This window comes from Virgibacillus alimentarius (assembly GCF_017874635.1).
GTDB lineage: Bacteria > Bacillota > Bacilli > Bacillales > Amphibacillaceae > Virgibacillus_B > Virgibacillus_B alimentarius.
Window position 1 is genome coordinate 59,402 of the sequence record NZ_JAGIKX010000003.1, and the last position, 23,017, is coordinate 82,418.

General features: G+C 37.4%; 19 protein-coding genes. 17 read left to right on the forward strand and 2 right to left on the reverse strand.

Annotated features, from left to right (window positions below; all coding sequences use genetic code 11):
- Positions 1-160: 160 nt before the first annotated feature.
- From ilvD to J2Z81_RS03530, 6 genes are all read left to right on the forward strand, one after another.
- A complete protein-coding gene (ilvD, locus tag J2Z81_RS03505; RefSeq protein WP_226370727.1) occupies positions 161-1,849 on the forward strand; it encodes a dihydroxy-acid dehydratase in 1,689 nt (562 codons plus the stop codon).
- 112 nt (positions 1,850-1,961) lie between these two features.
- The gene (locus tag J2Z81_RS03510; RefSeq protein ID WP_226370728.1) at positions 1,962-2,684 is read left to right on the forward strand and encodes a GntR family transcriptional regulator; all 723 of its coding nucleotides are present in this window, start codon (positions 1,962-1,964) and stop codon (positions 2,682-2,684) included.
- Between the two features lie 435 nt (positions 2,685-3,119).
- Positions 3,120-4,466: an aminotransferase gene (locus J2Z81_RS03515; protein WP_226370729.1), complete on the forward strand. Its 1,347-nt coding sequence runs from the start codon at positions 3,120-3,122 to the stop codon at positions 4,464-4,466.
- A gap of 54 nt (positions 4,467-4,520) precedes the next feature.
- Positions 4,521-5,459, forward strand: a complete 939-nt coding sequence (locus J2Z81_RS03520; RefSeq protein WP_226370730.1) for a selenium metabolism-associated LysR family transcriptional regulator — start codon at positions 4,521-4,523, stop codon at positions 5,457-5,459.
- Positions 5,460-5,502: 43 nt separating this feature from the next.
- Positions 5,503-7,278, forward strand: a complete 1,776-nt coding sequence (xsc, locus tag J2Z81_RS03525) for a sulfoacetaldehyde acetyltransferase (RefSeq protein ID WP_226370731.1) — start codon at positions 5,503-5,505, stop codon at positions 7,276-7,278.
- Positions 7,279-7,540: 262 nt separating this feature from the next.
- The gene (locus J2Z81_RS03530; RefSeq protein ID WP_226370732.1) at positions 7,541-9,472 is read left to right on the forward strand and encodes an LTA synthase family protein; all 1,932 of its coding nucleotides are present in this window, start codon (positions 7,541-7,543) and stop codon (positions 9,470-9,472) included.
- Between the two features lie 94 nt (positions 9,473-9,566).
- Here the strand turns inward: J2Z81_RS03530 and J2Z81_RS03535 are convergent, their stop codons facing one another.
- On the reverse strand, positions 9,567-11,099 hold the full coding sequence (locus J2Z81_RS03535) for an APC family permease (RefSeq protein ID WP_051681352.1): 1,533 nt from the start codon (positions 11,097-11,099) through the stop codon (positions 9,567-9,569).
- 262 nt (positions 11,100-11,361) lie between these two features.
- Between J2Z81_RS03535 and J2Z81_RS03540 the strand changes: the two genes are divergently transcribed.
- Entirely contained in the window at positions 11,362-12,564 is a 1,203-nt protein-coding gene (locus J2Z81_RS03540) for an MFS transporter (RefSeq protein WP_029266283.1), read from the forward strand.
- A gap of 96 nt (positions 12,565-12,660) precedes the next feature.
- Here the strand turns inward: J2Z81_RS03540 and J2Z81_RS03545 are convergent, their stop codons facing one another.
- Positions 12,661-14,313, reverse strand: coding sequence for an SLC13 family permease (locus tag J2Z81_RS03545; RefSeq protein WP_226981213.1), 1,653 nt, complete (start codon positions 14,311-14,313; stop codon positions 12,661-12,663).
- Positions 14,314-14,487: 174 nt separating this feature from the next.
- On the opposite strand from J2Z81_RS03545, the gene pxpB reads away from it, so the two are divergent.
- The 10 genes from pxpB to J2Z81_RS03595 all read left to right on the forward strand — a co-directional run bounded on the left by pxpB (position 14,488) and on the right by J2Z81_RS03595 (position 22,884).
- On the forward strand, positions 14,488-15,225 hold the full coding sequence (gene pxpB / locus J2Z81_RS03550) for a 5-oxoprolinase subunit PxpB (protein ID WP_029266278.1): 738 nt from the start codon (positions 14,488-14,490) through the stop codon (positions 15,223-15,225).
- A gap of 97 nt (positions 15,226-15,322) precedes the next feature.
- The gene (locus J2Z81_RS03555) at positions 15,323-16,087 is read left to right on the forward strand and encodes a 5-oxoprolinase subunit PxpA (RefSeq protein WP_226370733.1); all 765 of its coding nucleotides are present in this window, start codon (positions 15,323-15,325) and stop codon (positions 16,085-16,087) included.
- Positions 16,088-16,139: 52 nt separating this feature from the next.
- On the forward strand, positions 16,140-17,081 hold the full coding sequence (locus J2Z81_RS03560) for a 5-oxoprolinase subunit C family protein (protein WP_226370734.1): 942 nt from the start codon (positions 16,140-16,142) through the stop codon (positions 17,079-17,081).
- A 203-nt stretch (positions 17,082-17,284) separates the two neighbouring features.
- Positions 17,285-18,031, forward strand: coding sequence for a Cof-type HAD-IIB family hydrolase (locus J2Z81_RS03565; protein WP_029266272.1), 747 nt, complete (start codon positions 17,285-17,287; stop codon positions 18,029-18,031).
- A gap of 60 nt (positions 18,032-18,091) precedes the next feature.
- Positions 18,092-18,292 (forward strand): cold-shock protein, encoded by a 201-nt coding sequence (locus J2Z81_RS03570; RefSeq protein WP_390337360.1) that lies wholly within the window; start codon positions 18,092-18,094, stop codon positions 18,290-18,292.
- Between the two features lie 270 nt (positions 18,293-18,562).
- Positions 18,563-20,083: an acetaldehyde dehydrogenase ExaC gene (gene exaC, locus J2Z81_RS03575; RefSeq protein ID WP_226370735.1), complete on the forward strand. Its 1,521-nt coding sequence runs from the start codon at positions 18,563-18,565 to the stop codon at positions 20,081-20,083.
- A 35-nt stretch (positions 20,084-20,118) separates the two neighbouring features.
- Positions 20,119-20,484, forward strand: a complete 366-nt coding sequence (locus tag J2Z81_RS03580; RefSeq protein WP_226370736.1) for a DUF779 domain-containing protein — start codon at positions 20,119-20,121, stop codon at positions 20,482-20,484.
- 179 nt (positions 20,485-20,663) lie between these two features.
- Complete coding sequence (locus J2Z81_RS03585) at positions 20,664-21,704, forward strand: hypothetical protein (protein WP_029266264.1); 1,041 nt, start codon at positions 20,664-20,666, stop codon at positions 21,702-21,704.
- Positions 21,705-21,850: 146 nt separating this feature from the next.
- Entirely contained in the window at positions 21,851-22,297 is a 447-nt protein-coding gene (locus J2Z81_RS03590) for a hypothetical protein (protein ID WP_029266262.1), read from the forward strand.
- Positions 22,298-22,452: 155 nt separating this feature from the next.
- Positions 22,453-22,884 carry an IDEAL domain-containing protein gene (locus tag J2Z81_RS03595; RefSeq protein WP_029266260.1) on the forward strand — a complete coding sequence of 144 codons (432 nt, stop codon included), beginning with the start codon at positions 22,453-22,455 and terminating at the stop codon, positions 22,882-22,884.
- Positions 22,885-23,017: the final 133 nt, after the last annotated feature.

Genomic DNA, 23,017 nt, shown 5'->3' on the forward strand with positions numbered 1-23,017 from the left:
GTTTTTTAGCTACTCCTTTATCTATATGTAGCTTTGATTAAAAGGGATAGTTTGCCATATTCCAGCAATTATAAACAAAATTATTGCACTTTTTAAAAGAATCGTTATAATAGAAAAAAGTAAACTTTTATAAAAAGAAAAATATAGGGTGGGAATACAGATGGAAAAAGACTTACGCATCAAAAGTAAAGTGTTTAGTGACGACCCAAAAAGAGCACCCAATCGTGCCATGTTGCGTGCAGTAGGCGTGAACGATGAAGACTTTAAAAAGCCGATGGTTGGTATAGCGAGTACATGGAGTGAAGTGACACCATGTAATATACATATAAATGGTTTAGCTGAAAGTGCTAAAAAAGGAGCACGAGAAGCCGGTGGTGTACCACTCATCTTTAATACGATTACAGTTTCAGACGGGATATCAATGGGAACGGAAGGAATGCGCTACTCCTTGCCAAGCAGAGATGTTATCGCAGACTCCATCGAAACCGTTGTAGGAGCGGAAAATTTAGATGGATTTGTAGCAATTGGCGGATGTGATAAAAATATTCCAGGGTGTTTGATTGCGATTGCCCGAGCAGAAGTTCCTGCTGTTTTTGTATATGGCGGAACAATATCTCCAGGGTTTTCAAATGGCGAGAAACTGGACATTGTATCTGTTTTTGAAGGAGTAGGAAAGCATAATAATGGTGATATTGGTGATGAACAACTCCGTAATATCGAATGTCATGCTTGTCCTGGAGCAGGTTCTTGCGGAGGAATGTACACCGCAAATACGATGGCTTCTGCCGTTGAAGCAATGGGGATGAGTATGCCTGGTAGTTCATCACACCCTGCTGAATCTAAAGATAAAGCAAAAGACTGTGAAGAGGCTGGTAAAGCAGTATACACATTGCTTGAAAAAGGAATTTACCCGAAAGATATTATGACAAAAGAAGCATTTGAAAATGCAATTACTGTAGTAATGGCACTTGGCGGATCGACTAATGCTACATTACATTTACTTGCGATGGCACAATCCATCGGTGTAGATCTGTCTCTTGATGATTTTAATAGAATAAGAGAAAATGTACCACATATAGCTGACTTAAAACCAAGCGGTAAATATGTAATGGAAGATTTACATCGCATCGGCGGTATCCCTGCAGTAATGAAATTACTTTATGAAGCAGGTTACCTGCATGGTGATTGTTTGACTGTTACAGGAAAAACAGTTGCTGAAAATGCGAAGGAAGCTCCTTCTTTAGAAGAAGGTCAAGAGATTATATTACCATTTGACAAAGCATTTCGAAAAAATGGCCCGTTAGTTGTTTTAAAGGGAAATTTGGCTCCAAGCGGTGCAGTTGCAAAAGTTTCCGGGTTGAAAGTTACAAAGCACACAGGACCAGCGCGTGTATTTAACACCGAAGAAGAAGCAACGGAGGCGGTAATTAATAATGAAATCAAAGAGGGCGATGTGCTCGTTATACGTTATGAAGGGCCTAAAGGCGGACCGGGAATGCCGGAAATGTTATCTATTTCTGCTATTTTAGTAGGGAAAGGACTCGGAGAAAAGGTAGCACTATTAACGGATGGCCGATTCTCCGGCGGTACGCATGGACTTGTTGTAGGTCATATCGCGCCAGAAGCGCAGACAGGTGGACCAATCGCATTCCTTAAGGAGGGCGATATGGTAACCATTGATGCGGACGAGCTTCTCATTTCTATGGATATCTCCGAAGAAGAAATAGAACGTCGCAGAAAAAATTGGACTGCACCACCGCTAATGAAAAAAGGTGTGCTGGGTAAATATGCGCATAATGTGTCTTGTTCCTCAAAAGGAGCAATAACAGACTACTTTGACAAAGAATAAGGATATAAAGATAAAGCCCCGAATAATGGATGTTTTCCATTATTCGGGGCTATTCGATCATTCAAGAAATAAGCTAAAAAATTATCATTGACGTTAAGAAAGAGTGAGAGCAATGTCACTAGATCAAAATAGTTCCATTCCACTACATGTACAGTTAAAAGATGTTATTGAGGAAGGTGTAACGAAAGGAGTCTTTTCAGGCCAAATTCCAAGTGAACGCAAATTTATGGAAAAATATGATGTAAGTCGTAGTACAGTTCGGGCAGCGATCAGTCTGTTAGTGCAAGAGGGAATTCTTGAAAAAAGACATGGAAAAGGGACGTTTGTCTCATTAAAACCAATCCATGATTGGCTTGGTAATTTAAGCAGTACAACGGAGACCATCCGGCAAATGGGAATGAGACCTGGGGCTAAGCTTGTAACGCATTATCGAACAGTACCGAGCACCTATATTAGGGAACGCACCGGATTTGAAGAAGCGTACTTTATAAAAAGAGTTCGTTACGCGGATGATATACCAATTGGAGTTGAGCGTCATTATTATCCGGTTGAAATAGGGAAAGAACTTATACAATATGATTTGGACAATGCTACGTTATATGATTTAGTGGAAAATGAACTTGGCATCCAATTTGCTGAGGCAAACCAAACAATAAAAAGTGGCCCGTTATTAAATGAAGATAAAGGTTATTTGGAAATTAGCCCACAAAATCATGTGCTTATTGCTGAAAGGATTATTAAGGATCAAAAAAATGATATTATCGAGATGGAAGAAGCATTTTATCGTAGCGATATGTATGCGTTTGAACTTAATCTATCCCGCAAATTTGGCTAATTATTGACTTATTAATATATCTTATCATCATTATTTAATAAATAAATAACTGAATTTAATAAAAATATTGAAAATTCACCCAGTTATCCATTATACTAAATGTAATCTATTACAACGTAACTGGTACGGACATCATGATGTATTTAAGGATCTTCATTTCAATCGAATTGTAATAGTTATTATTCAAAGATGGATCGGAGTGATTTTCATTTATTTTAAAATTTCTTGAGAAATAAAAAAGTAGATAACATGAGTTTCAGCTGTACTGCAGTTTTAATGTTAGTAAGCCTCATGAATTATCGCAAAAGTAAATGAAAGCGATTTCCTCTATGGGAATTTGTTGTCTTCGATTCGAATGAAACCAGTTTCTATTACTTAAGCTTTACCTGAGAAAATTTATGGGGGTACTTAATAAATGAAATGGGGGATTGAATGATGAAGACTGAAAGAGAAGTAGGGAGTGCAGTATCTCAAGATAAGTTATGGAACGCAATGCATCGATACGATCCAAAAGGAAAGAATACAATAGCCGCATCAGGAGAAGGATCATGGTTTGTGGATGAAAAAGGAAATAAATATTTAGATGGTGTTTCTGGATTATGGTGCTTGAATTTAGGGCATGGCCGGCAAGAAATTATAGATGCTGCAGCTGAACAGATGAAAAGTCTTTCTTATTTTCCGTTAACAATGAGTCACCAGCCAGCTGTGAAATTAGCGGGGAAAATTAGTGAATTATTAGGCGCAGATTATCAAACGTTTTTTTCAAATAGTGGTTCAGAAGCGAATGAAACTGCATTTAAGATTGCTAAGCAATACCATATTCAAACTGGAAATCCAGGAAAATATAAAATAATTTCACGGTATCGCGCCTACCATGGTTCAACACTAGGTGCCTTAAGTGCAACAGCGCAAGCAAATCGCCGCGTGAAATATCCTAGTGCACCAGGATTTTTACATGTCTATCCACCGTACAGTTACCGTTCTATTTTTAATGGATCTCCGGAAGAAACAGACCTAAAAGCAGCGCAATTAGTTGAAGAAATGATTAATTGGGAAGGAGAAGAAACAGTTTCAGCATTCATCATGGAACCATTTATCTCTGGCGGTGGTGTTCTTATCCCATCGATGAAGTATATTCAACGTGTCGCTGAAATTTGTAAAAAATATAATGTACTACTCATTATGGACGAAGTGGTATCTGGATATGGCAGAACGGGCAAAATGTTTGGATTCATGCATGCTGAAGGAGTGCAGCCTGATATCGTTACAATGGCGAAAGGACTAACGAGTGGGTATTTGCCATTAGGTGCAACGGCGGTAAAATCTGAAATCTATGATGTGTTTAAAGAACAGGGAAAGGATAACCATTTCCGTCATGTATCCACTTACGGCGGACATCCGGCAGCATGTGCAGTCGCTTTAAAAAATATTGAAATCATTGAAAAGGAAAAAATTATTGACCGTGTCGATCGGTTAGGTAAATCGAAACTTAGTAAGTTTAAACAATTGGAGGAACACGAAAATGTAGGTAAGGTACGTCAAGTAGGGTTTTTAATTGGATTGGAAATGGTGACAGATAAAAAATTTAAAACACCGCTTGATGATGCAACGATAGGAAAAGTTCTGGGAGGATGCAAAAAAAGAGGACTAATCATTGGTAAAAATGGGGATACCGTTCCGGGAAAAAATAATGTGATTATCATTGCTCCACCACTTTCAAGCACAGAAGAAGATTTAGATTTTGTAGTAAATACGGTTACATCTGTCATTCACAGTCTATAAATGGAAACTTTATCATCACATAAAATTGGTAGATCAAAGAGGATGGTCATGTAGATGAATTATGAACGGTTAAAAACATTTATAGCAGTTGCAGAGAGGAAAAGCTTTTCTGAAGCGGCCAAAATTTTATTTGTTACACAACCCACCATTACAGCACAAGTGAAGGCGTTGGAGGAAGAGTTGGATACGAAACTATTTGAACGCACAACAAAAAAAGTAGAAATGACACAATCTGCATCCATTTTATTAAAATACGCAAAAGAGATTGTTCATTTAAATGATGTAGCAAAAAAAGAAGTATTAAAAATAGAAGAGTTCATGTACGGGGATTTAAGTATTGGGTGCAGCCTTACTATTGGTGAGTATATTTTGCCTGAATTCTTAAAAAGACTAAAGGAAATGTATCCTTTAATAAATATGAGTGTAGATATTACAAATTCCAATAATATTGTGGAACATATGAAAGATCAATTGATTGATGTTGGTTTGGTGGAGACACCAATTGAAGATCCGAAGATGATATTTGAGCCATTTTGGGAAGATGAACTGCTTTTAATTGCTGCTCCGGATTATTTTTCTCAAGATGAGATAAGAATTTCCCATGATTTATTAAAAAGCACCCCGCTCATTATGAGAGAAAAAGGGTCTGGTACACGGTCTGTTCTTATGAATCACTTAAAAGATGCCGGAATTTCGATCAATGATTTGAATATCGTAATGGAATTAGGAAGTACGGAAGCGATTAAATCAGCGGTAGAAGCTGGGTTAGGGGTCTCTATTATTTCTAATCATGCCATCAAAAAAGAGCAAAAGCTTCAATTACTTAAAGCATACACCATAAAAAATGTAACGTTTAATAGATATTTTTATATCGCTGTTCGAAAAGACCAAGTTTTAAAATCAACGGCAGATGTATTTGTTGAAGAGTTGAAAAAACTTAAACGCGAAAAAATGAAAAATACACTTATTCATCTTCCAGCAAGCAATTGTTGATGATGATAGATTGTTAACATTAGATTTTTAGGAGGTATGATGGATGGTAAAACAACAGGCAGAAATAAGAAAAGCAACAAATCAAAAGGTGAAAATGACGCCGAGTGAAGCTATTGTAGAAACATTGGTAGCAGAAAATGTGAAAGAAGTTTATGGGATTGTTGGTTCCGCATTTATGGATATGTTGGATCTATTCCCGACTGCTGGAATCAGGTTCTTACCGGTTCGGCATGAACAAAGCGCCGCACATATGGCAGATGCGTATACAAGAGTTTCAGGAGTTGCAGGGGTTGTTATTGGACAGAATGGACCGGGAATTACAAATATGGTCACTTCGGTTGCTGCTGCAAATCAAGCACATACACCGATGGTTGTGATTTCCCCATCTGCAGGAACACCTACAATTGGGTGGGATGGTTTCCAGGAAGCTGATCAAGTCTCAATTTTTGATGCGATTACGAAAGAAACGGTCCGTGTTACACATAAAAGCAGGGTTGCAGACTGTTTAAGAACGGCCTTCCGAATTGCTTATGCGGAACGTGGCCCTGTGCTGTATGATATCCCGCGTGATTTATTTTACGGCGAACTGGAAGATCAAATACTAGAGCCGCATCAATATCGTGTTGATTCTAGAGGAAGTGGTGACCCTGCATCAATTAAGCAAGCTGTTGAATTATTAAAAGGAGCAAAGAATCCTGTTATTATTTCCGGACGAGGAGCAGTAGATGCGGACGGGGTTGACGCTGTTAAAAATATAGCAGAACATTTATCTGCACCAGTGGCTGTATCTTATATGCATAATGATGCTTTTCCAGCGGATCATCCTCTGGCAGTTGGGCCAATTGGTTACATGGGGTCTAAAGCAGCCATGTATACATTGAAGGAAGCAGATGTTGTCTTAGCAATTGGAACCCGCCTGTCTGTTTTTGGAACCCTGCCATGTTATGATATTGATTATTTCCCTAAAAATGCAAAGATCATTCAAGTTGATATTAATCCGCGTCATATCGCAAGAACACATCCAGTTGAAGTTGGAATTATTGGTGACGCTAAATCTACAAGTGATGAAATGTATCATCAATTGCAAGCTCTGCTGCCATCACCACAGGAGAATCGTGCTTGCCTGGAAAAGATCAGTAAAAGGAAAGAAGACTGGGAAAAAGAGTTAGTTGATTTAGCAATGAAGGATGGAAATCCAATTAATCCACGCCGAGCATTACTGGAGCTAACAAAGGCGTTACCAGAAAATGCGATTATTTCCACTGATATTGGAAATGTTTCATCAACAGCAAATGCTTATTTAAAATTCAACCAGACGAAACGCCATATTGCAGCATTAACATTTGGAAATACTGGGTTTGCATACCCTGCTGCTTTAGGGGCACAGCTGGCAGAGCCAAATTCTCCAGTCGCAGCTATTATAGGTGACGGCGCATGGGGCATGAGTCTGCATGAAGTAAGTACAGCAATCGAACAAGACATTCCGGTTATAGCCTGTGTATTTAATAATAAATCATGGGCAGCCGAGAAGAAAAACCAAGTTGATTATTATGACAATCGATTCATCGGTTCAGATATTGAAGCACCAGATTTTGCAGAAGTCGCTAAGTCGATGGGAGCACTTGGATATACAATCGACAAACCGGAGGACATAGCTTCTGTTATCGAAGAAGTTCTTAAAAAGCGCAAGCCAGCAGTCCTTAACATCTTTGTAGATGGTACGCAGCTTGCACCGCCATTTAGAAAAGATGCACTAAAAATGCCAACGCGGTTTTTAGATAAATACAAACATTTAGACCACGATGTCTGGGGAAAATAAGAAATGAGGCAAGTCCCTTTATTAGTTAACGCTGATAAAGGGACTTTTTTAAATGGAAGCTATGATTACTTAAAGTCACTTTTTAGATTTTATATGCATATATTAGGGTATTCGTTTTATAAAAGGTATTTAAAAGACAATTTCAAGACATTGATGAAGCTTTTTTGCGTATATATGATAAGTTAAGTAGATTTACATTTAGTAGCTTTGTTCGATAGGAAAAAATATCCCTTTCTGTTATTATTTATTTTGAGGTGGAAGCATGAAACAATGTCTATCCAGTAAATTAGGCTTCTTTTGGGCAGCTGTTATCCTCCTATGGATCAAAACGTTTATCGTTTATATGCTCGAGTTTAAACTAACTGTTTCGAATATTCTTCAATCGTTTTTACTGTTTTTTAATCCACTAAGTTCAGCGATCCTTTTTATAGGAATTATGCTATTTATAAAAGGAAAAAAGGCTGGATTATTTATGATAATTATAGATGCGATATTAAGCTTCGTCTTATATGCGAATGTTGTTTATCATCGTTTTAACAGTGATTTTATTACACTACCAACACTTACCCAAACAAGTAATTTTGGAAGTTTAGGCGGAAGCATTATGGATCTAGTTGCTTTTTATGATGTTGTATTTGCAGCTGATGTTATTTTCTTAATTATTTTATTCAACAAAACAAAGGCATATTGGCCTTCGGAAAGCCTGCCTGTACGTAAAACCCTGTTCATTTTATTTGCTGGTGTGGTTGCATTTGTCATTAACTTAGGTTTAGCAGAATTAGATCGACCTCAGTTGCTGAAACGTACATTTGACCGCAGTTATATCGTGAAATATTTAGGTACTTACAACTTTATGATCTATGATGCCATGCAAAGCTTAAAATCGACGACACAACGGGTTCTAGCAGATAGCAATGATATCACTACAGTTGCGAATTATACAAAGAATAAGTATGCCAAACCGAATGAAGTTTACTTTGGGAGAGGCAAAGGCAAAAATATCATCAAAATACATTTGGAGTCCTTCCAGTCATTTTTGATTGATTATAAATTACATGGTGAAGAAGTAACACCTTTCTTAAACTCGTTAGCAGATGAAAATAATAAGAACTTTACGTATTTTGATAACTTTTTCCATCAGACAGAGCAAGGGAAAACTGCTGATGCGGAATTGATTATGGATAATTCATTATTCGGATTACCCCAAGGCGCTGCTTTCGTTACAAAAGGAAATAATACGTTTCAATCCTTACCAGCCATTCTCGATCAACGACGAGGTTATACAAGTGCTGTCTTCCATGGTGATGATCGAACATTTTGGAACCGGGAGGAAATATATAAAGAAATGGGGATCGAGCATTTCTTTGATTCCAGTTATTATCATATGAGTGATGATCAAGTCATTAATTATGGTCTAAAAGATAAACCTTTTTTCGAAGAATCGATGCCAATGCTTAAGTCTCTAAAGGAGCCATTTTATGCTCACATGATTACATTGACACATCACCATCCGTTTTTAATCGATGATGAGGATGCAACGATTGATCCTGCAGAAACAGGTGACGGCTCCGTGGATCGATATTTTCAAACTGCTAGGTACATGGATGAAGCATTGGAGCAATTTTTTAATGAGTTAAAAGAAGCGGGACTATATGAAGATAGTATTATTATGATTTATGGAGATCATTATGGGATATCTGATAATCATAATCAGGCGATGAAAGAAATTATTGGAGAAGAAATTACCCCATTAAAAAATGCTGAATTGCAACGCGTTCCTTTTATGATACGTGTTCCAGGGGTTGAGGGCGAGGCAATCAATCATGAATACAGCGGGCAAATGGACGTAATGCCAACTTTGTTGCATATAATGGGGATTGATGCACAGGACTATATCCAATTCGGTACTGACTTGTTGTCAGAAGAGCATAAAGATTTTGTTTCCTTTCGTAATGGTGACTTTATGACTGAAAAATACAGTCATATAAATGGTGTGTTTTATGATCATGAAACGAAAAAAGAAATAACCGATATAACAAAAAAAATGGAAGAAACAAAGAAAAAGGTCTATCACGAGCTAGAGTTATCTGATAATGTTTTATATGGTGACTTATTACGATTCTATTCCCCAAATGATGACTGGGAACCAGTTGATGCAACCGAATATGACTATGGAAAAAGAAACAATAGATGAATGCTTATGATAGTTCTAGTTAGAGATGATTTTTTACAAAAGACTGGCTTATCGCTTGATGAGCCAGCATCTTTTGTATATCGCATATATCGCATCAAAGTTCATTATATATTTTCGTATTAGCTCCGCCTGGAATTTGTGGGAATGCCACCGATTCAGGTTTGGTAGTTGGTGACTCTTTTGGAACATTATAATCCCCTAAAATATAGTGGTCCATGTCTGCTTTAGAAATTTTGCTGTATTTTTTAAATCGAATAATGAAGAAAAGTGCTCCAAGACTTATCCAGATAAGTAATGCTATCCATGATGGAGCCCCAAGGAATCCGGGAGATCCGGGAACAACTAGTAGAAGAAAGAAAGCAATACTGGTGATAGTCCCGAGGAGAGAGAAAATTTTGCGACCAGGAGCAACGATCAAGACTTTTTCTGCATTTTTAGTCGCGTCTTCTGACCATGTAAATAATCGATAAGCAACAAAGCAAGCGTAAAAGTAGGCGATTGTCACACCAAGTGCAGACATATCAACAACCCATAATAATGCTTCACGTCCAAAAAATGGTGCAAACAACGTAAAGGCTAATGTGAATAAAATTCCAATATGCGGTGTTTTGTATTTGGGGTGTAATTTTCCAAATGCTTTTGGAAGTATTTTAGCTCTTCCCATTGCAAATAATAAGCGGCTTGTTGAGACATAAAAGCCGTTTAACCCTGTAAAGATCCCCATGATTAAAGCAAAGGAAAGCAACGTAACCCCCCAAACGCCATATGTGTTTTGAACAATGGCACCTGTCCCCCATACAGACCCAGCTTCAACTGCTGCTGTCCATGGCTGTCCAACTCCAGTAGCTATGATTGCAATGGAGTAGGCAAATCCCGCACAAAGCAATGCAAGAACAATTAATTTAAATGATTTTTTGGGAGAAAAATTAAATTCTTCAGCGGCTTGTGGAATATTGTCGAAGCCGATATATGCCCATGGCGAAATAGCAACAATGGCTACAATAGACGAAATCGCACCTACCCCAGGGTGGAAAGCGGGTTGTAAATGTGTAAATGAACTTGATGGATGTAAAATCATTCCTATCGTTAATAAAATTAAACCAGCTAGGAGTGCGATACAAAATATAAATTGAGAGAAACCAGACAAGTCTGATCCGCGTATGTTTATGAAGGCAAATAAGATTAATGCAATACAAGCAGTAACAATTTCGCCAGCATAAACTTCCCAGCCGGCAATATTGTACATAAAGCCTCGTTCAATAACAGAAGGTAAAACAAATTTTCCAAGCAGTGCCAGTGCCGATGCATTAAGAGCAACAATCGATATATATCCAAGTGTTAGAAACCAGCCGCATAAAAATGCATGATATCTGCCTAATCCATAGTAAGCATAAGCAAATTCACCGCCGGAAACCGGAAGTTTCTCAACAAGAAATCCATAGCTGACACCGATAATAATCATCAAGATAGCACCAATTAAGAATCCAATAATCACACCTAATGGTCCAGCCATTGCCATCCAATCAACCGGTAAAACAAATACACCCCAGCCGATTGCTGAGCCAAAAGCGATTGCCCAAACCCAATGAGGCTTTAACGTTTTCTTTAATTCTTCACGTTTTGCCATATGATCGATTCTCCTTTATTTGTTTTTTGTAAACGCTATCATTTCTGATCTGAAATTTAACTTGGTTGATTACTTTACATTTAACCATGGGAGTGTCCTTAAATCAATTCCACAGTGTGAATTTGAATTATCATAAAATTTTATTATGTATATGGATATTGTTTATAAACGTTTTAGATTGCGAATATACTAGATTTTTTCCATTAAACATTATAGGTATGATATATTTGTAGATATATTGATTTTATTGGAAGTGACTTATATGCAACAACAAAGATATACCATTCGAGATTTTTATTTTTGGAAAATAACAGTGTGTTTAGCATTGGCATCTTTCTTTATTTTCGCTTGCATGTATGCTGTTCAGCCATTACTTCCCGTGTTTGTGAAGGAGTTTGGGGTCTCGGTTTCTGAGTCAAGTTTAGCATTATCTTTGACAATTTTAGGTCTGATTATCGGACTTGTCGTTCTTGGATTTCTTTCAGATCGTTACGGGAGAACATTATTTATTAAACTTTCCTTAGCAGGGTCTGTTTTTCCTTTTCTTCTCCTTCCTGTAACGGAATCCTTCTTAATATTTCTTCTCCTTCGCCTGATGCAGGGCTTTGCACTGGCAGGGCTTCCTGCTGCAGCATTAGCGTATCTTAACGAAGAGATGGATAGAAAGAGTATAGGAGTAGCGACTGCACTTTACATTTCAAGCAATGCTCTTGGCGGGATGCTTGGGCGTGTGTTAACAGGATATATTACCGATCATTATTCATGGGAAAGTGCTTTTTACTTTTTAGGTATTCTTGGACTGATTATTTTAATAATGGTTTTCGTTATCTTGCCAAAATCCCGATTTTTTGAATCCTCGGCTGTTCCATTTACAAAAGATATAGAAGGATTTTTAATCCATTTGAAAAACCCGGCATTATTACTTATATTTGGATTGGGTATCGTTTTGCAGTTTTCTTTTACAGGAATCTGGACGTATCTTCCTTTTTATTTGGAAAAACCGCCATTTGGTCTGTCACTACAAGCCATTTCGTATACATTTTTTGCTTATGGATTAGGAGTTATTGGTTCTCCATTTGCAGGATGGATTGTCAATTTTTTCGGCTTAAGGAAGGTAAGAATAGCTGGTATTATTGTACTTTCTCTGGGCGTATTTATGACACTTGCTTCAACCGTTTGGATGATCGTGTTAGGTTTATGTGTTGCTTGCCTGGGGTTTTTTACAACGCATTCGTTAACCGCTGCATCTGTCAGTGATCAGGTTACACATCATAAAGGAAGTGCATCGAGTCTGTACCTTGTTGCTTATTATGTTGGGGTGGCATCAGGAAGCTCCGTTCTGAGTCCAATTTGGAGCTTCGCTGGTTGGAGAGGGATTGTTTGGTTTACAGGGATATTACCGATTATTTATCTTAGCTTTGTGACAATCATGTCAAGGAAACTGGAACGTAAGCAAGCTAGATAATTGTATTGAAAATTTTTTAAAAAAGAAAGTCTGCTAGGATTGAACGGTTTCTATCATAACGAACCGTCAAATCTAGCAGACTTTTTTTAGGTAAAGTTATTCTTTAAACATCTCTGGAACATGAGTCAGGTCAATGCCCCAAACAAGCGGAAGCAAGAAGTAAACAGCTAGTGTAACAAGGAAAATGCCAACAATATTTAATATAAACCCTGCTTTTACCATGTCTGGAATTCGTAAGTATCCAGAACCAAAAACGACAGCATTTGGCGGTGTTGCAACCGGAAGCATGAATGCACTGGATGCAGCGACCGCTGCAGCAATCATGACCGTATATGGATGCACACCTATTGCCATCGCTAGTGAGGCCATAATCGGATACATCATGGAACCAGTAGCTGTGTTGGATGTTATTTCCGTTAAGAAAATAACAAGACCGGATACAACAAGTAATACGACAAACAAATTAATCCCTTCAAGTGCACTTAATTGACTTCCTATCCATTCGGACAATCCTGAATCAACAAATCCGTCTGCAATCGCCAAGCCTCCGCCAAACAGGAGCAGAATTCCCCATGGGAGTTTTACGGCTGATTCCCAATCTAGTAAATGATCACCTTTTCTATTTTTAGCAGGAATAATAAATAAAATGATAGCAGCTATCATGGCAATCATCGCATCGTTAATATTTTCATTAATCACTTCTTCCAAAAAGAACGTACGTGAGATCCATGCGAAGGCTGCAAAAATAAATACAACAAAAACAGCTTTTTCTTCAAAAGAAGCTTTACCCAAACCTTTTTTCTCTTCCATAATAACGGTTCTGCCCCCAGGAAGCTGCTTTAATTTCAATGGGAAAGCAATCTTTATGAGATAGATCCAAACAAGTAAGATAAATAGCCAGGCAATTGGCACACCAAAAAGCATCCACGTTCCAAAGGAAATTTCAATTCCATATAGTTTTTCAACTGCTCCGGCAAGTAATGCGTTTGGCGGAGTTCCAATGAGAGTGGAGATTCCACCAATGGAAGCCGAATAGGCAATACCTAGCATTAATGCTTTTCCAAACCCAAAATTTTCCTTTGATGTATCAATGGAAGAATCATCTTTGAGTGCATCGGACACTTGATAAATAATTGCTAAACCAATTGGTACCATCATCATCGCTGTTGCGGTGTTGGAAATCCACATAGATAAAAATCCAGTTGCTACCATAAATCCAAGAATAATTCGATTGGTGTTTGTACCAATGATCGAAATAATTGATAGAGCAATCCGTTTATGCAGATTCCATTTTTCCATAGCTAATGCAATCATGAAACCACCCATAAATAAAAAGATGGTGTCATCACCATAAGCGGATGTAGTCGTTTCCATATCTAGTCCATTTGTTAATGGAAATAGAATAATAGGCAACAGGGAAGTAGCTGGGATCGGGATTGCTTCGGTCATCCACCAGATAGCAATCCATATCGTGCTTGCCAAAACTGCTAAACCTTCTTCTGATAAACTTTCAGGAGAGAAGTACGTCAAAGTTAAGAAGAAAAATAATGGCCCCGCTATCAATCCAATCCATTGAGCAGTGTTATAGCTGCGCTTATTGTTGTTCCCACCGTTCCTGGCAGTGTGCTCGGAAGTGCTAGCCTTCCCTCTATCTGTTCCCATTTTAGACGTATTTGGTTTCACAAAAAAACGCAGCAAATCTTTTACTTGGTCATGCTTATCCCATAACCAGTTCCAGGTCGTAATCAATTTTTTAACCCCCTACTACAACAAAATATAAAAGTTATTTATAATAATAGCCATAGAGTAATTTTACAGGAGATTTCATGATATGTCGAATACGCTTTCATTCAAATTATTCTTATATGTAAATGAAATTGTGCTATGATTTAATGAAGAGGTATTTATCAGGGGGGATATTCATTGCAGCAGTTTTCCATACAAGCACTTGGAGATACAGCGATTAAAATGAAATTTTTTGAAAACGTTTCTCCTGAATTGAACAAAGCGATTCAGTTAGTTTGCCATAAGTTGGAACTTGCGCAGATTGATGGTGTGATCGAATGGGTTCCTGCATATGATTCGGTTACGATCTATTACTCACCGCTTGTTATTTTCTATGATCAGTTACGTCAAAAAATAACCGAATTAATGGAATGCAAAATGAATACGAGTAGAGTGAACTCCAGATTACTTTTCGTACCTGTATGTTACGGGGGAAATTTTGGGCCTGATTTGAACCGAGTGGCGGCATATAATCATTGCTCTATCGATGATGTTATCGATTTACATCAAAAGCCAAACTATCTTGTTTATATGCTTGGTTTTTTACCAGGATTTCCTTATTTAGGCGGATTAGATCCAGCTATTGCAACGCCTCGTCTGGAAACACCGCGCCCGGCTACTTTTGCTGGTGCAGTTGGAATTGCAAAAGAGCAAACAGGTATTTATCCATCTTCCTCACCAGGGGGCTGGAATATTATCGGTAAGACACCTCTGCAATTATTTCAAAAGCGCCAAGATAAGCATTCGTTTTTATTCCAAGCAGGGGATTATGTTCGCTTTTATTCGGTGTCTGAAAGTGAATTTTACAGTATACAGCAGCAAATAAAAGATGAAACATTTCATTTAAATGTTACATCGGTAAGGGATGATGCATGATAAAAAATTTAGATATGTGATTGTCATACTTCTAAAATGAATCAGAATAAATAGGCAGAAAATCAATGCCTAAATATACGATGCGAGGGGAGTGCGTATGTTCAAACAAATTGATTTAAATTGTGACATGGGTGAAAGCTTTGGGGCTTATACGATAGGTTCGGATGAAAAAATAATGGAATATATCACATCTGCCAATATTGCCTGTGGCGGACATGCGGGCGATCCAAATGTAATGAATAAGACAGTGAAATTGGCAAAAAAGAAAAACGTAGCAGTTGGTGCACACCCGGGATTTCCGGATATCGGAGGTTTTGGCAGGCGCATGATTGATTTTACACCTGAGGAAATTTATCATGTGATTGCTCACCAAATTGGTGGATTACAGGCATTTTGCAAAGTTCATCGGGTAACCATGCAGCATGTGAAACCGCATGGTGCATTATACAATAAAGCCAGTAAAAACCGGGGAGTGGCTAAAGCGATTGCTCAAGCAGTGTTCGATTTAAATCCAAAATTAGTATTATTTGGGTTGGCAGGAGGAGAGCTTCTTGATGCTGGTCGTAAAATAGGGTTACGTGTTGCTTCAGAAGTTTTTGCAGATCGTACGTATCAACCTGATGGAACGTTGACACCAAGGAGAGAAGAAAATGCATTGATAAAAAATGTCAATGATGCTGTGGCGCAAGTAAAACGAATGGTGTCAGATGGTGTTGTAGAAGCAATGAACGGTGATTTTGTAAAAATAAAAGCAGATACAGTTTGCATCCACGGAGATGGCATGCATGCAGTAACCTTTGCAAAACAAATGCGTGAAGAATTGGAAAAAGCACAAATAAGTATAGCATCGCTGAATAAATAGAGAATTGCAGTGATCGAAGTTGTAGTTCACCATGCAAAAAAGGAGTGTCTATATGCGGGGGGAAATTATTTTTCATGTTCTCAAGCCTGGGGTTTACACCACCTTTCAAGATATGGGGCGTATTGGCTATCAGCGTTACGGTGTTCCAGTTTCCGGAGCGATGGATCCTTTCGCTCTTCAAGTTGCAAATATCCTGGTTGGAAATAAACGTAATACAGCTTGTTTAGAAGTAACGTTAGTTGGACCAAAGCTTGAAGTTCGTTCTCCCATTACAGTTGCGATTACGGGGGCTGATTTAGAGCCTAAAGTAAATGGACAAAACAAGGAAATGTGGACTTCCTTTCACTTGAAAAAGGGGGATATCCTCACCTTTGACAGTCATAAATCAGGTGTGAGAGCCTATATTGCTGTAGCTGGCGGCTTTGAAGCTCCAGCTTTCTTTGGAAGCAAGTCAACAGACATGAAAAGCGGATTTGGTACAGCACTAACTAAAAATGATACGTTAAAAGGTTTCCCGCAAAAAGTAAAATCTAGTGTAGGTGTAAAGAAGGACTTTATCCCGGTCTATAAAAAGAGCATTGATGTAGCGGTAGTTAAAGGACCCCACACGGATGCATTTACAAAAAAAGGAATAGAAAATTTTTTTCATACAAAGCATATTGTCGAAGCAAATTCCAACCGAATGGGATATCGGTTAAAGTCTGAAAAGATCGGATTAAAAAAAGACATTGACATATGGTCTGACGCAGTTCCTCCTGGGGGTATTCAGGTTCCCCCTAACGGACAGCCGATTATTTTAATGGCAGAACGGCAAACTACTGGGGGATATCCAAGAATTGGAACTGTTGTTTCAACAGATCTGGAAAAATTGGCACAACTTATACCTCAAGGAGAAATAACATTTCATTCTGTCTCAGTGGATGAAGCGCAGAAAAGGGCAGTCAAAAGGGAGAGATTTTTGTATGAACTAGCCATGTTCTATTCTTACATATAAAAGAATAAAATACGACAATAGCTTTATTGCTAGTGGAATGGAAATGTACAATCATTAGCAAATGGATGATAGACAAGAGAAAAAGAGACGAAACATACCGAAATAAGTCTGGTTATTTGTGATCGCAATTACAGTTAACGGTGCATCTCTGTTTTGCAAATAGCGAATGAATTAATATTTTACTGAAATGAGGAGATTACTGCATGACGGATAAGAAACAAGCGATTAAGCTGATTGCACTTGATATGGATGGGACATTATTAACGAGTGATGGTGAAATCACAACAGTTACTCGGGAAGCCATTGCAAATGCATTAGAACAAAACATTCACGTTGTATTAAGTACAGGCAGATGGTTTGGTAACTGTTATCCATTTGCTGAGTCACTCAACCTTACTTCCTATTTAGTTACTGCTAATGGGGGAGAAATTTGGACTGTAAATAAAAAATTAATTGAACGTCATTTACTAGATCCGGCTATGATGGAAAAAATGTGGGGACTTGCCAGCTTTTATGGTTTGAATACTTGGATCGTATCCACCGAAAAAGTATATTACAACGGGGAACGTCCAGAGGATTTCTATGCACATGAATGGTTGAAATTTGGTTGTGATGCTATGGATAAAAGAAAGCTCGATAAAGTAATTGAAGCTTTCTCTTACTATGATGCATTAGAATTAACCAATTCCTTACCGACAAATATTGAAGTAAACCCACTTGGAGTGAACAAAGCGACCGCACTAGAGAGGATAACCCAGGAGATTGGGATTACGATGGATAATGTATTAGCAGCTGGCGATAGTTTGAATGATATAAAAATGATTCAGCAAGCAGGTATTGGGGTTGCAATGGGAAATGCACAAGAAGCTATTAAAAAAGCAGCTGCTTATGTGACAGATACCAATGATCAAGATGGAGTTGCTAAAGCAATTAAGCGATTTGCGCTTTAAGAGGAAGTTGTCAGCCCCTTTCATTGTTGCACGTAAAGGAGTATAATAGAGGGAGTTACCATGAAAGGGGATGTTACCATGTCTTTTTCACGCGGTCCAAAAGAGCCTGTTGCAGAAGTAGATACCAAAGTATGGGCTTGTACGAATGATGAATGTCAAGGTTGGATGAGAGAATCATACTGTTTCGATTCAGAGCCTGAATGCCCGCTTTGCCACTCTTCTATGAAGCAGGAAATAAGGGTTTTACCAGAATTAAAATAAAGGGAAGTCCCTTCCAAAGTATGTTAAATGTCAGTTTAAAGGCATTTTTTTATTTAGATGAATTGTATGTTTACATCATTCGTCAATAAATATAGAATTTGCACTCACATTATCCGAAAATGGATGGTATAGCCATCCATTTTCGGATGTTTTTTGAGAGCAAATATGTTTAAGTGTCGGGAAGATGGTGGTATAATATAATTAGAATTTTCAGCTAGTTTTACATCGGAAAATGATAGCGTTTACAAAACATGGGAGGGATATATTTTTATGAGGTATTCAAGTCCAAATACAGACGGAGCTGTTGTGAACTTTAGGGATCGGTATGACAATTTTATTAACGGGGAATATCAACCTCCGTCCAGTGGAAAGTATTTTGAAAATATAAGTCCTGTAACTGGGAAAGTATTTTGTGAGATTGCTAGATCAACGAAAGAAGATGTGCAAGCTGCCGTAGATGCTGGTCATGCTGCACACGATAATTGGGCAAAAACTTCCGTTGCAGAACGTGCAAATATTTTAAATAAAATTGCTGACCGCATGGAAGATAATTTGGAAATGCTTGCAGTTGCAGAGACTTGGGATAATGGAAAAGCGGTACGAGAAACATTGGCAGCAGATTTACCATTAGCGGTGGACCATTTTCGTTATTTTGCCAGTGTAATCCGAGCCCAGGAAGGCGGAATCAGCCAAATTGATAATGATACGGTTGCATATCACTTTCATGAACCTTTAGGAGTAGTGGGGCAAATAATCCCTTGGAATTTCCCTATATTAATGGCGACGTGGAAATTAGCGCCTGCACTGGCTACAGGAAATTGTGTTGTTTTAAAACCGGCTGAGCAGACACCGGCATCCATTCATGTACTGCTGGAATTAATTCATGACTTATTGCCACCAGGTGTTTTAAATATCATTAATGGTTTTGGAGTAGAGGCAGGAAAACCTTTAGCATCCAATAGTGGTATTTCTAAAGTGGCATTCACTGGGGAGACAACAACAGGCCGATTGATTATGCAATATGCTTCTGAAAATATTATCCCTGTAACATTGGAACTTGGTGGAAAATCTCCAAACATTTTCTTTGAAGATGTGATGGATAAAGATGACGCGTTTTTAGATAAAGCAATTGAGGGAATGGTTATGTTTGCTTTAAATCAAGGAGAAGTTTGTACATGTCCTTCCCGAGCGCTTGTACATGAATCGATTTATGAGCGATTTATGGAGCGGGCAGTAGAAAGAGTGAAACAAATTCAAGTGGGTCATCCGTTGGATACGGAGACAATGATGGGTGCACAAGCCTCAGCAGAGCAGATGGAAAAAATAAAGTCATATCTTGATATTGGTAAACAAGAAGGTGCTGAAGTGCTTGTAGGCGGTGGAATAAACAAACTAAACGGTGAACTAGAGACAGGTTATTATATTGAGCCGACAATTTTTGCAGGTAATAATAAAATGCGTGTTTTCCAGGAAGAAATTTTTGGACCGGTTTTATCTGTAACATCATTTAAAGATGATGCCGAAGCAATGGAAGTTGCTAATGATACGTTATATGGTTTAGGAGCAGGGATATGGACGCGCAACATAAATACTGCTTACCGTTTCGGACGTGGTATTCAGGCAGGGCGCGTATGGACGAATTGTTATCATCAATATCCTGCGCATGCAGCGTTTGGTGGTTATAAAAAATCAGGTATTGGAAGAGAAAATCATTTAATGATGCTTGATCATTATCAGCAAACGAAAAATCTATTAATAAATTATAGTGAAGAGCCGACAGGTTTGTTCTAATGAAACAAGCTAGTTAGATAGAAAGGGTGTGAAAAATGGTTGAACGTGTTACAGCGACAGAAGAAGCTCTGACACTTATAAACACACTAAAAGAAATTCACGGCGATCTGATGTTTCATCAATCCGGGGGATGCTGTGATGGAAGTTCACCGATGTGTTATCCCCGCGGGGAATTTCGAATTGGAGATGCAGATATGCTACTTGGTGAAATAGGAAATACCCCTTTTTATATATCAAAAGATCAGTATGAATATTGGAAACACACGCAATTAGTCATTGATGCGGTTGAAGGGCGCGGCGGAATGTTTTCATTAGAAGGGCCTGAAGGAAAACGCTTTTTGACCAGATCAAGAATATTTACAACACAAGAGCGAGAAGAACTGACAAAAGAGACTGAATAAATAAAATGGTCGTCAAATCATAGTAGAAGATTTGACGACTGCTTTCTTTTAGGATGCTTTTTTTGTGTGAAAGTAATCCTAAAGAGGATATAAAAAAAGAATGAATTAGGCATAATTCACCACCTTCACTCATTATACATAAAATAATATAAGAATAAATTGATAAAGGGTGTGTCCCATTGTCGAACGAAAAGTACTATGTTACTGGGAATACTGCAGAAGGGTTTGTAAACTTCCTGCCGACAAACGTTAGAAATTTTAATCACGTATTCATCTTAAAACATCCATCAAATAAATTAAAAACAGCTATTATAAAGGAGGTCATTCGTCGCTTAGACTCCAATTACAAGCTTGAAATTCTTTGTAGTGCACTGAGTGATAACTATTTAGATGGGGTCATTATTCGCAAGAAGTCAATTGCTTTTATTATTGATAACATTGCTTCTTCAGAATTAAGCGGAGCAATTGAAATTGATTTAGAATTATTTTTAAACCATTCCGTAAAGCCAGATGTCTCAGATTACTTATCATCCTATCAGGAATATACACATAAAGCCTACAATAACTTTAAAACAGGTTTAACCATCCATGATGACCTAGAAAATATATATATTCGTGAAATGGATTTTAAAAAAGCGGATAAGGCTGCAGACCAATTCATTCAACATTTATTACAACATGTTTCAAAACAAACCCGCACATCCAACACATGCCACCGTCTTTTTGGAACAAATACAGCTGATGGTATAGTGAACATTGTTTCAGAGCTGATTCAGCCATTAAAGAGACGATATTATTTGAAAGGTCGAGCCGGAACTGGCAAATCTCACTTTATGAAAAAAGTTATGCGTGCATGTCGAAGCTATGGTTTTGATATTGAATTATACCATTGTAGTTTTGATCCAAACAGCATCGATATGGTTCTTATTCGGGAACTTGACTTTTGCATATTTGATAGTACAGATCCGCATGAATTCATGCCAGAAAGAAAAGAAGATGAGATTATTGATCTCTATGAAGAAACGGTTACACCTGGAACGGATGAAAAGTATGAAGAGGAAATTCAACATATTACTCTAAATTATAAATCATATCTGAAAAAAGGAATGAGCAATCTAAAAAAAGCGGGAGAGTATGTGGAAAAAATGGAAGTTCAATTTGAGTTTACAAATCATGATGTTCATTCTATTACAACCTTTATTTTAAATCAGGTGAAGTAAGCAGAACGTTATGGACTGGTTCACCTTTACAATGATTCAGTCCATAACAGAATAATTGCACTTCATTTACTTGTTTTTTTGAGAAAATTATTGTAAAATAAATTTACAGAATATTATGAGTACGACATTATTAGGAGGTGGGTGGAATGGTAAGTGTTAAAAGGTTACAGCCATATTATATAAAAGCGGATAGTGATTATGTCCGTGTGGTGCTAGCTTATCAATATTTTGCCGTATTAATAGAAGATCAAGTTTATCAGTTTGTACCACTGGAAGCAAAAGAAATACGAATCAATCGACGTACGCAAAGAATTGAAAATACAGAAGCAAGGTTTGCTTTCCAAAAAGGTAAAGATGTTCGATATATTACGATGACCAAATTAATTTCCCTCCCGGACTTTCTAGTACAAATACATGCGCTTACGAAAGCATATTATATTCAACCGCGAATTGAACATAAAAACGATTCACAAAATGAAAGCGTTGCCATGATTATTTCTGAGCTAGAATATTTAAATTTAAAGCGTTTAATTGATAAAGCTTTGGATGAGGAAAATAAAGAGGACTTCGATGCCTTAGTAAAGTTATTATAATTATAATAGTCATATATAAAGAAGCATTTCTTCATTTTAGAAGAGTGCTTCTTTTTCATGTATTGAGTACGAACATAAAAATATTTTCTATGTTTATGTTTCATTATAGCGGGTATACATATAGAACAAAGATATAAGCCCCGGAGGTGCGATCAATGGTTTCGGTAAAAAAGTTTAAACCTTATTACATTAAGTCTGATACAGATTATGTTCGTTTAATTTTAGGCTATCGGTATTTTACAATTTTTATTAATGGAGAAGAGTATCAGTTTATTCCCATCAGGTCGAAGGAAATTAAAATTAATCGAAAGACCAGAAAAATTGAAAACATCGAAGATCAATTCGCATTTCAAAAGGGTAATGATGTTATTTATATAACAATGAATGAGTTAATTTATCTCCCGGATTTTTTGATTCACGTCTATGATATTGCTAAACCCTACTATACGGATATACAGGAACAAAATGATGAGACAAATGAGATTATTATTGCAGAACTTGAGCGGTTAAACATAAAGAGATTGATTGATAAAGCATTGGATGAACGTGATGAACAATCATTTTTTACATTAATAAACTTACTTTAAATTAAAGGAGGCATACCTGGTCCAATGAAGGAATGCTTCTTTTTAATATTTAAAAACAATTTATTAGAGAAAAAGAAACTTTGAAAAAATTCCCCATTCTTAAATTCACTAAAATATGTTAACATAATATAGT